This window comes from Phormidium pseudopriestleyi FRX01 (assembly GCF_017313335.1).
Lineage (GTDB): Bacteria > Cyanobacteriota > Cyanobacteriia > Cyanobacteriales > Laspinemataceae > Laspinema > Laspinema pseudopriestleyi.
In genome coordinates this window covers 1-10,535 of the sequence record NZ_JAFLQW010000077.1, presented here as the reverse complement: position 1 = coordinate 10,535, position 10,535 = coordinate 1, and the positions used below count along the sequence as shown (strand labels likewise).

General features: G+C 47.3%; 6 protein-coding genes and 1 pseudogene. 3 read left to right on the top strand and 4 right to left on the bottom strand.

Annotated features, from left to right (window positions below; translation table 11 throughout):
- Positions 1–151: 151 nt before the first annotated feature.
- From J0895_RS03285 to J0895_RS03275, 3 genes and pseudogenes are all read left to right on the top strand, one after another.
- A pseudogene (locus tag J0895_RS03285) lies at positions 152–316 on the top strand (class I fructose-bisphosphate aldolase); the annotation flags it as partial.
- A gap of 81 nt (positions 317–397) precedes the next feature.
- Positions 398–1,564: a pyridoxal phosphate-dependent aminotransferase gene (locus tag J0895_RS03280; RefSeq protein WP_207086702.1), complete on the top strand. Its 1,167-nt coding sequence runs from the start codon at positions 398–400 to the stop codon at positions 1,562–1,564.
- A 248-nt stretch (positions 1,565–1,812) separates the two neighbouring features.
- Positions 1,813–3,543 carry a class I SAM-dependent methyltransferase gene (locus J0895_RS03275; RefSeq protein WP_207086701.1) on the top strand — a complete coding sequence of 577 codons (1,731 nt, stop codon included), beginning with the start codon at positions 1,813–1,815 and terminating at the stop codon, positions 3,541–3,543.
- A 267-nt stretch (positions 3,544–3,810) separates the two neighbouring features.
- On the opposite strand, the gene J0895_RS03270 is transcribed toward J0895_RS03275, so the two are convergent.
- From J0895_RS03270 to J0895_RS03255, 4 genes are all read right to left on the bottom strand, one after another.
- Positions 3,811–6,498 carry a response regulator gene (locus J0895_RS03270; protein WP_207086700.1) on the bottom strand — a complete coding sequence of 896 codons (2,688 nt, stop codon included), beginning with the start codon at positions 6,496–6,498 and terminating at the stop codon, positions 3,811–3,813.
- A 1-nt stretch (position 6,499) separates the two neighbouring features.
- The gene (locus J0895_RS03265; RefSeq protein WP_242541017.1) at positions 6,500–7,012 is read right to left on the bottom strand and encodes a response regulator; all 513 of its coding nucleotides are present in this window, start codon (positions 7,010–7,012) and stop codon (positions 6,500–6,502) included.
- Between the two features lie 417 nt (positions 7,013–7,429).
- Positions 7,430–9,841 (bottom strand): PAS domain-containing protein, encoded by a 2,412-nt coding sequence (locus J0895_RS03260; RefSeq protein WP_207086699.1) that lies wholly within the window; start codon positions 9,839–9,841, stop codon positions 7,430–7,432.
- Positions 9,842–9,924: 83 nt separating this feature from the next.
- Positions 9,925–10,491: a DUF4118 domain-containing protein gene (locus J0895_RS03255; RefSeq protein ID WP_207086698.1), complete on the bottom strand. Its 567-nt coding sequence runs from the start codon at positions 10,489–10,491 to the stop codon at positions 9,925–9,927.
- Positions 10,492–10,535 lie beyond the last annotated feature (44 nt).

Genomic DNA, 10,535 nt, shown 5'->3' with positions numbered 1-10,535 from the left:
CTGAGTATTGCTACCCATTTAGGTTAAACGAAACGCACGCACAGACTAATTATACCATGGATTTGGTTAACTACGTACCTACGTTCACCCACCTTATATCCCACGGCTAAAGCACATGGGTTTTACGGTGCTTTCTATAAAAAATAATGACAACGACTTCGCCCAAGCGGTGCGAACCGCCGTGATTAACAAGCGGGCTGGGGGTTGTGGGTTAATTTCTGGACGCCAACCCATCCCTTGACCCTTTGCTGAAGGCGTCAAATTGTTTGATGGCATTCAAGAGGTTTATCTGTCCTGTGATGTCACGATCGCCTGACATCCTGGCCTGAGAGTGGGTAGAGTAGGATATTCTGAGCGAAGCATATCCTTAAATTTATTCTCAGTTGAAGTAGGCATAATGAAGCTGGCAACAAGAGTTGGACAGGTAACGCCATCACTGACCTTGGCCATCGCCGCCAAAGCTAAGGCGATGAAAGCCGATGGGATAGATGTTTGTAGTTTTAGTGCAGGTGAACCGGATTTTGATACCCCAAACCATATCAAAATGGCGGCAATTCAAGCATTGAATGCGGGGAAAACCAAATATGGACCCGCCGCCGGTGAACCGAAGTTACGAGAAGCGATCGCCCACAAGCTCAAAACCGATAACAATCTCAACTATTCCGCGAAAAATGTCATCGTCACCAATGGCGGCAAGCATTCTCTCTTTAACCTCATGCTGGCCCTCCTCGACCCCGGGGATGAGGTGATTATCCCGGCCCCCTTCTGGTTGAGTTATCCAGAAATGGTCACCCTAGCTGGCGGTGTCTCGGTGATCGTCTCCACCACTGCCGAAAGTGGTTATAAAATTACTCCAGACCAACTGCGAAGCGCTTGTACCCCGAAAACCAAGCTGTTTATTCTCAATTCCCCGTCTAATCCCACGGGAATGGTGTATTCCCCCGACGAGATTCGCGCCTTAGCTGCTGTGGTGGTTGAACAGGATATTTTAGTGGTTTCCGATGAGATTTACGAGAAAATCCTCTACAATGACGCCCAACATTTGAGTATCGGCGAGGTTTCCGAAGAAGTATTCAAACGCACGATTATCAGTAATGGGTTTGCCAAGGCATACTCAATGACTGGGTGGCGAATTGGGTATTTAGCGGGAGATGCCGAACTGATCCAGGCAGCGAGTACCATTCAAAGTCATAGTACCTCCAATGTCTGTACCTTTGCTCAATATGGGGCGATCGCCGCCTTGGAATCCGAGCAAGATTGTGTCGCAGAAATGCTTCAAGCCTTTGCCCTGCGCCGGGTCGCGGTCTTGGAACGCATTCGGGGGATGTCCGGCATTACTTGTCCGGAACCTGAAGGTGCTTTTTATGTGTTTCTGAATATCACTAAAACCGGGATGAAATCCCTGAAATTCTGTGATGCCTTACTGGAATCTTACCAGGTTGCTGCCATTCCGGGAATTGCCTTCGGAGACGATGACTGCATCCGCTTATCTTATGCCACGGATTTACCCACCATTGAGAAGGGTTTGGATAGATTGGAACAATTCTTGCAGCAATATTTGTAAGGGCTGATCCAGGTTTTGAATCCACCGGGTTTTGCAAAAAGCCCGGTTTTTTTGTATTCTTGGGGATTCTTTTGTATCCTATAGAATTCCCCAGAATTCACTGAGGCTATTTTGGGGAGGCGATGTTTCCTGAATATGCCAGAACAACGTTTTTCCTCCAAAGGACCTCAAAAAAATCCCTGGGGGATAGGGGAACTTTCATCCCTGAAACATTAACCCTTGATTGAAAATAGACAGGAATAGAAATCATGCAAGTCCAACCGATGGTTACGGAATATTTAGCAAAGCAGGACTATGCGGGGGCAGTTGCCCTTTGCCGACAAAACATTCAAGCGCAACCCCAGGTGATTGTCAATTACTGGTATTTAGGGGTCGCTTTGTTACTGCAAGGAAAGCAAACGGAAGCGGAACAGTGTTGGAATGCGGTATTGTCCCAGGGAACACCGCCTCAAGTTCAACAGTGGCGACAGCAGCTTTATGAGCTTTTAGTGGCGATCGCCACTCAGAAAGAATCCGTCAGGGACTGGCAAACTGCCTTAGTCTTGCGCGATCGCATCAGTGCGATCGCCCCCAATGATATCAATAACCATCTCGCCCGTCTGCCACTTTACCTGCACCTCGGCATCCTCCACTCAACCCTCACCGAACGGTTAATCACCACCGCCGAATTACTCGCCTCCTCCAACTATTCTCACCTCAACCAAACCCTCCTCATCGAAGTCTTACGCCAACTCGCCGAAGGTCAAATTTTTCATGTTAAATCCCTCGACCTCTTAGGGGCTGCTTTAACCCAAAAACTCTTAAATCATCCCGACTGGAACCAGAACATCAGCCTCAAACAAGCTTATGGGAATTATTATCGCAATAAAGCCCTTAAACATTGCGACTATGGAGAATTCCAAGACGCGATTCTCTGCTTCTGGAAAGCTAAAAACCTCGTTCCCGAAATTTCCATCACTTACCCCCTAGGAATGGCATTTTTGGCCCAAGGTAAATTAAGTGAAGCGGCTGAACTCTTAAACCAAATCCCCCCTAATCAGTCAGAATATAGTTCTGCTCGTTATATTTTATCAGCCATTTATACCCCCCAATCTCAGGAAGTGCTGCGAACCATTTACCAGCGCGTCATTGAAAAAAGTTGGGCGAATTGCAAATATGCTCAAGCCGCCAATGCCGCCCAGAAAATGGTAGAACTTGAACCCAGGTCCAGTCAGGCTCATTATAATCTGGGGATGTCTCTGTACTATCAAGCCTTATTTACCAGTAACGTAGAAAAAGTTTATCAAGCCGAAATTGCCTTAAAGAAAGCCCTAGAATTTAAGCCTAATAACGAAATTCTCCAGAAAAAACTCTCCACGATTCCCTATACTCTCCAATTTGCTCAAAAAGGCTATAACGTCAGCGCCGACTGTTTTACCGGCGTCATGCCAATATGGGAACAGAATTTCCGCAAATATGCCAATATGCCTAACTTGAGAGTGGTAGAAGTGGGCTGTTTTGAAGGCATGGCGAGTTGTTGGTTGCTGGATAATATTCTTACCCATGAAACCGCCCGGATTACCTGTATTGATAATTTTGAGGGGGTGGTGGAGAGTAAAAAGAATGACCCGACGGTGCAGAAATCAGTAGAAGAGAGATTTGACGGAAATATTGAAAAAAGTGGTGCTAAACACAAGGTCGATAAACGGGTAGGATTGTCGCAAGAAGTGTTGCGATCGCTCCTGTTAAATTTCTATCATATTGTCTATATTGATGGCTCTCATTTTGCCATTGATGTCCTCCAAGATGCGGTATTAAGTTGGGGACTCATCAAAGAAGGCGGCATGATTATTTTTGATGACTACCACTTTGAATTTCCCGATCGCCCGCATTGTAATACCGGGCGAGGGATTGATGCCTTTATGACGGTTTTCCAGGAAAAACTCAAAGTCATTTACCGGGGCGATCGGCAGATTTTCCTAGAAAAACTCTCTCATTAAGAGATGGGAGAGGATCAAGGAAATGTTTGTAGCTTAAGCCATCAAGAGGGTTTGGTGACCAAACCCCTACATCATATCAGAGGGTTTGGTGACCAAACCCCTACATGAAACAACGATTTTTGGTCATCAAATTTATCACCTTGACAGGGCTAAGGCTTAAGCACCTGTTTGAAGACTGGAGTTTAAGCATCCTTTGAGCGCGTGACTTGGCGTTAGCTAAGTCACGCGGAAACGACTGAAGTCGTGACACGGAATATTTTCCCTCATCTAAAATACCTCAATCGGTCGGGTTAATAATTCGATCGCCGCCATTAATGCTTTCGGGTCAATTGGTTTAGTTAAATGTGCTTGAAATCCAGCTAAAAAAGCAGCATTGCGGTCTTCTTCTCGGGCATAAGCTGTCAGCGCTACTGCAGGAATTTGTCCCTCGGCGTTTCTCTCCATTGCCCGAATTTTGCGGATAAAACTATACCCATCCTCATCTAGCATAGCAATATCGCTAATCAGCAGATCCGGTTTCCAGTCAGAAAAGATGGCGAGGGCTTCAACGGTGGAGGCGATCGCCCGGACTTGGCATCCAGACTGTTCTAAGACAAGCTGGATAAACTGCAACGAGTCATCATCGTCATCCACAATCAGGACCCGCACTCCAGTCAGTTTCGGCTTGGCAGAAGAGTGCGGCAATTGGGTTTGGGTATCAGTTTTGAAGGCGATCGCCAGGAGTTTTATAGTAAAAGTTGCCCCCTGTCCCACTCCCGGACTTTCTGCACTGATGGTTCCCCCATGCAGTTCCACCAGATGGCGCACCAGTCCTAATCCAATCCCAAGTCCCCCATGATTGCGCGTAGTAGAAGAATCCCCTTGGCGGAAATATTCAAACAAATGGGGGAGAAATTCTGTCAGAATACCCACTCCCGTATCCTGGATTTGCAGAATCACCCATCGGTCCTCTTGTTTGAGGCGCAGGGTTAGTTGACCCCCGGGTTCAGTAAATTTCACCGAATTAGACAGGAGATTCCAGACTACTTGCTGCAAGCGGTTGGAGTCTCCCATCACCGGGGGGACACTGGGATCTATGGAATAGTCAAGTCGAAGGGATTTGACTTCGATCGCCAGACGCAAACTGTCGATCACCGCGCTGATTGGGGTAGATAAATTTACTCGCGTGATTTTCAAAGTCAGCTTGCCGCGCAGGATGCGGGAAACATCCAGCAAATCCTCAATCAGTTGAGCTTGAAATCGCGCATTGCGCTCGATTGTCTCCAAAGCTCGACGAGTCGTAGCTTCATCAAATTTGCGATTTAGCAGTAACTGAGACCATCCGAGAATCGCATTCAGGGGCGATCGCAACTCATGGGAGAGGACCGCTAAAAACTCATCCTTGACCTGATTAGCGCGTTCTAACGCCTCAGCTTGTTCCTGTAGTGCCTCTTCCATCCGTTTGCGATCGGTCAAATCCAGGGCAAAAAAGACCCCCGCATCCACATTTTTGTCAAAAATCGCCCCTCCCACAATCACCGGAATCCGAATGCCATTTTTGTGACAAAATTCCTTTTCAAATGGCTCACTATAGCCCGTTTGACGCGCTTGCTGATTGGCATTTTCATCCAGATGCAAATATTCCGATGGGGCAATCTTGCGCCATCGGAACGGTTCAATTTTCAGGTCCTCTTGGGAGTAACCCAGCATTTGCAAAAAAGCATCATTGGCAACGGTAATGCAATCCCCATGCCAGAATCCCATGCCAATCGTATTGGAATCCATCAACCGTCGGAACCGGGCCTCACTCTCTCGCAGGACCTGTTCAGCTTTTTTGCTTTCCGTGACATCCCGACTAATGCACAATAAAGACTCAACATTACCCTCTAAGTCAAATTCTGGAACCGCCTGGGATTGATAAGTCCGGGTTCCGGTGGAGGAAGGAAACTCAAATTCCAGAAAACCCGGTTCTCCAGTGACAAAAATCTGTTGAAAATGTCGGGACCACGGTAAGTAAAATTTTTCAGGAAATCCTAAATCCGCATTAGTTTTGCCAATAAACTCCTCTGGCGGGATTCCAGTGGCTTTTTCGATCGCCGGGTTGATGTAAATATGGCGCAGTTGTCGATCAAAGCGAGTAATAATATCCGGCGCGTTTTCTGCTAAAGCTCTAAATTGCTGTTCCCGACGGTACAGTTCTCGTTCCGATTGCTTGCGTTCGGTAATATTCAAGGCAGTACCCATCAGCGCCACCACCAGGGTGGGGTCCTGATGCGGTTGCTCACCAAATAAAGGTTCTAAAATCAGGTCGTAGTCCCGGAGTTCGCCCCCCAGGGTCACCGAAATTTCGACGCGAGTGCGAGTTCCCGTGGCAATCACCTCTCGTTTGAGGGCGCTGAGGCAGTCGGCATCCGCTTTGGAAAATAAAAAGTAGTCGGTTTCCCCGACAATTTCCTCTGCGGTTTCGGGTCCCTGGGGATTATGAATCCATTGGTATTTGAGGTCCCGGTCTTGTTGGAAAATGCAGATAAATGAATTTTTTAGGGCCATTTTAAACCGGCGATCGCTTTCTTGGAGTGCTGCTTCTGCGCGCAGGCGATCGTGATGTTCTTTAGCCTCTCTAATCGCTCGTTCCACCGAGGGAACCAGTCGTTCTAACCGCTGCTTGAGGACATAATCCGTGGCTCCACTTTTCAGAGTTTCCAGGGCCACTTCCTCCCCCAAAGTCGCTGACACAAAGATAAAAGGTAGGTCCGGACATTGACCTTGGGCCATTTTCAGGGCGGAAAATCCATCGAAGGAGGGGAGGGAGTAATCAGCCAAAATCACGTCAAATTGACCACTTTCCAGGGCATCTTGGAAGGCTTCGCAGGTGTCTACCCGCACTACAGAAACGTTTAGACCACCCTCTTGCAAGTGGGCCTCTATTAGCTCTGCATCCAGTAGACTATCTTCTAGCAGTAGGATATGCAGCACTTTAATCGTCCATTATTTGCTTAGTTGGGTCACTCAATTCTCGTGATTGAGAAGGCAAGGAGCCTGGAGGGGGTTGATTGACTACGGCCCAGAATAGCCCTAGGCTTCTAATGGTATCCACAAAATCGTGGAAGTCTAAGGGCTTGATGACATAGCCATTCACCCCTAGATTATAGCTGGTCATCATATCCGATTCTTCCCGAGAACCGCTCAAAATCACCACGGGAATCTGCCGCAAATCCTTTTTAGACTTAATTTGTGCCAGCACTTCTAGTCCATCGATTTTGGGCAGTTTGAGGTCAAGTATCACTACGAGCGGATGCCCTTCCTGCCTCAATTTAAAAATACCCCGACGAAACAAATAATCTAACGCTTCCTCGCCATCGCGCACAACGATGACTTCATTGGTTAGGTGATTTTCCTCCAGACCCGTTAAAATTAGCTCTATCTCATTGGTATTATCTTCTACCAATAGAATCCTTTTGACATCCATCTTTTCTTCTTCCTGGTTCATGGGGTTTAAGTGGTAAATAACGCTCAAATTTTATCTTGTTTTGCGGGGATGACCATAATCCATGATTGTGTTTTTTTATATATAGCGCGTTTAAATGAATTTAACATAAAGAAAGCGAGCAAGATGTAAGTGTTCCTAGGGTCTCGGGCTTGGATCCATTGTCAAAATGATTTAGGGTCGCTATAAAATGGAAGATTGTACTCTACTTCCTTCAATGGGTCAAAAGCGTTAGCCCTGTCAAGGTGGTAAATTTAATGACAAAAAATCGTTGTTTCATGTAGGGGCGCAATGCGCAGGCCCCATTTAGGGCCTGCGCATTGCGCCCCTACAAATACACCTTGACAGGGCTAGGGTTTGGATACCAAACCCTCTTGAGGCTGTACAGGGTTTTAGCGGGATTTAGAAGGATGTAAATGATTATTTTTCTCCTAGAGTATTAGCGGCAAAGTCCAGTTCCCGTTCCGGTTCTTTGGCGAGAGAAAAATAAAAGGTAGCACCCAAATCTACCTCACCTTCGGCCCAAGTGCGGCCTCCATGACGATAGATGATCCGGCGAACATTGGCGAGTCCGATGCCGGTGCCAACAAAATCAGGATTGCTATGCAAGCGTTGAAAAACTCCAAAGAGTTTGTGCGCGTAACGCATATCAAATCCAATGCCATTATCTCGCACAAAAAAGATAAATTCGAGGTCACTTTCATTAAACCCCACGGTGATTTTAGCCTGTTTCTGTCGTTGGGTGTACTTAATCGCATTATCCAGGAGATTTTGCAAGACCAATCTTAACATGGTGGGTTCACCTTCCACGGTGGGTAAGGAGGCAATCTCCCAGATAATTTTGCGATCGCCTATTTGCATTTCCAAGGTTTCTCGCACCTCTTCGACTAGCTGATTCATATCGACTTTAATCCAGCGTATCTCAGAACGTGCCATGCGCGAAAAGGCTAACAAATTATCAATCAACTCTTCAGCTTGCTGGGTACTGGCGATAATAACATTAAGATAGTGCTGACTCTGCTCTTCTAGGGAGGGATCAAGCCGTTTACGCAGTAAATTCATAAATCCGCTAATATGTCGTAGGGGAGCACGCAAATCGTGGGAAATAGAATAAGCAAAGGATTCAAGTTCCTGATTCGCCGATTCAAGTTGGGCGGTTCTGTCCATCACCCGGCGTTCGAGACTGGCATTGAGACGCTTAATTTCAGTCTCGTAAATTTTGTAATCGCTAATATCAATACAAGACCCGATATACCCCTCAAATCTGCCATCGGAGGAAAACCGAGGCCTTGCTCGATCTAACAACCAACGGTATTCCCCATCATATCGGCGCAGGCGATATTCCATCTCAAAGGGTTGGCGATCTTCAAAGGCTTGATGATAAATATTAAGGCAAAATTGCCGGTCATCGGGATGTACTCCGTCCAGCCAGCCATTGCCAATTTCCTCTTCTAAAGTCCTCCCGGTAAACTCCAACCAAAGTTGATTAAAGTAATAATACTGCTGATCAATTCCCGATAACCAAATATAAACCGGCGCAGCATCGGCCATGATCCGAAACCGCTGGTCACTTTCGAGTAAGGCTTGTTGCGCTTGTTTGCGATCGGTAATATCCTCATAAGCTAATCCCAGACAGCGACTGGGCAAGGGAAAGGCTTTCAAGGAAAAATAGCGGTCCTCTGAAGTATTGTTATAGATGACTTCGGGAAAATCCCACACCGATGAACCATCCAAAACCTCTATCAACTCGACAATCCGTGAAGGTTTCACTAGATGGGGAAATAAAGTCTCAAGCCGCATTCCTACGGCTTGTTCTAAATCTTGTCCGACTATTTGACTCGCTGCGGGGTTGGCGCTAATTAGCTCAAAAGAAAGAGATTCCTCTGCATCGGTGAGTTGCCAGACTGTTAATCCCACTTGAATATTTTTGACCACATCGGCATAGCGCTTGATTTGATTTTGGGCGCGTTTTTGTTCGGTGATGTCATAAAAGGTCACCACTGCGGCGACGATTTGGCCCTCGGCATTGCGAATGGGACCGGAGTTGGCGAGGACGGTGACCCGGGTCCCATCAGCGCGTTGGATTTCCTGTTCTTCTTCAACCACAATCTCTCCGGTAGAGGTGGATCGCGCTAGGGGTAATGCTACTGGGTGATAGGGTTGACCATCAGGGTGAAAAATTTGATAGGGAGTCTCGGGATAATCTGGGATCCTAATTAAGGGAGTGAGGGAAATGCCGAAAATTTCTCTAACTTGCTGATTCATCAAGATTAACTGCCCCGATGGGGCCTCGGCGACGATCGCCCCCGCAGGCATTTGCTGCAAAACTGCACTCAGGAGTTGTTGTTGGGATTCGAGGTCCGTCAGTAGCAGATCTCGTTCTTCCTGGGTGCGCTTGCGATCGCTGATGTCCATCGAAATCCCTGTCATCCGGACGGCTTGACCACTGGCATCTTTAAAGACTTTTCCTTTGCCCAGGATCCAGCGAATCTCCTCCGCTGAGGGCTGAATGCGAAATTCTAAGCTGTAGAGGCTGGTTTCGGCCACAGCATGGGCGATCGCTCCTTGGACTCGTTCCCGGTCCTCGGGATGAACTAGGTTTAAAAATCCCTCAAATGTCCCCTCTAACTGACCCGGACTCACCCCGTAAATTTCCGCAAGATTGTCGGATCTAACAATCTCGTTGGTGATCAGATTCCAATCGCAACATCCTATGCCTCCTGCTTCTAAAGAGAGTTGGAGGCGTTCCTGGGTTTCTTGGCGATCGCTGACATCGGTGAGCATCAGATGGGTCCCCTGAAACTGATTCTGGTCATCAAAAATGGAATTCATAGAGACGATCTCTCAAAGTAACGACTGATCTGAACGGCGAAATCGCCCATCCCATTGTTCGCGGAATCCGGGATAAGGTTGAGTTAGGTTCTCGTAAATCCCTGGGGGCGAGATCCCTGGTCAAACCACTCAAAAAAAGAGCGATCGAGCATAGATTCTGGAGAACAGCCCAACATTTGCGCCATCCGCTGATTCACATAGCGGGTTTGCCCTGTCTCGTCCAAAATCCAGATGCCTTCCGAGGCAGTTTCGACAATCCGCCGATAGCGTTCTTCACTTTCTTGCATCTGATTCAAGCTGACTTCTAGCTGCCGTTTTGTCTGATGGAGTTTAACGTTTAGCTGGGCAATTACTAGGGTGAATAAGGCAAACAACCCCATTCGCAGCAGGTTGGTTCCACTGATTCCGGTGAAGCTGTAGGCCGGAACCAGTACAATATAGTCCAGGGCTAACACAGATAGCACTGTGGTCACCAAACCTGGACCAATTCCCCCATACCAAGTCGTCCCCGTGATGGCTACAAAAAAGAACAAAAACGGGGTTGAAGCCAGGATGGGTTTGAAGGCGAGGGTCAGGAGTAAGGCAATCACGACAGTTACTACAGCAGCGCTATAGGAGAAAACTGGCGATCGGGGTATAGGTCGCACCATTGAAACTATTTACGGGGGAATAAAGGAAGTAAACTCAAAAACTT

Coding starts and splice junctions, on each gene's coding strand:
- J0895_RS03265 (WP_242541017.1), bottom strand. CDS start 7,012: ATGAACCAGGAAGAAGAAAAGATGGATGTCAAAAGGATTCTATTGGTA.
- J0895_RS03275 (WP_207086701.1), top strand. CDS start 1,813: ATGCAAGTCCAACCGATGGTTACGGAATATTTAGCAAAGCAGGACTAT.
- J0895_RS03255 (WP_207086698.1), bottom strand. CDS start 10,491: ATGGTGCGACCTATACCCCGATCGCCAGTTTTCTCCTATAGCGCTGCT.
- J0895_RS03260 (WP_207086699.1), bottom strand. CDS start 9,841: ATGAATTCCATTTTTGATGACCAGAATCAGTTTCAGGGGACCCATCTG.
- J0895_RS03280 (WP_207086702.1), top strand. CDS start 398: ATGAAGCTGGCAACAAGAGTTGGACAGGTAACGCCATCACTGACCTTG.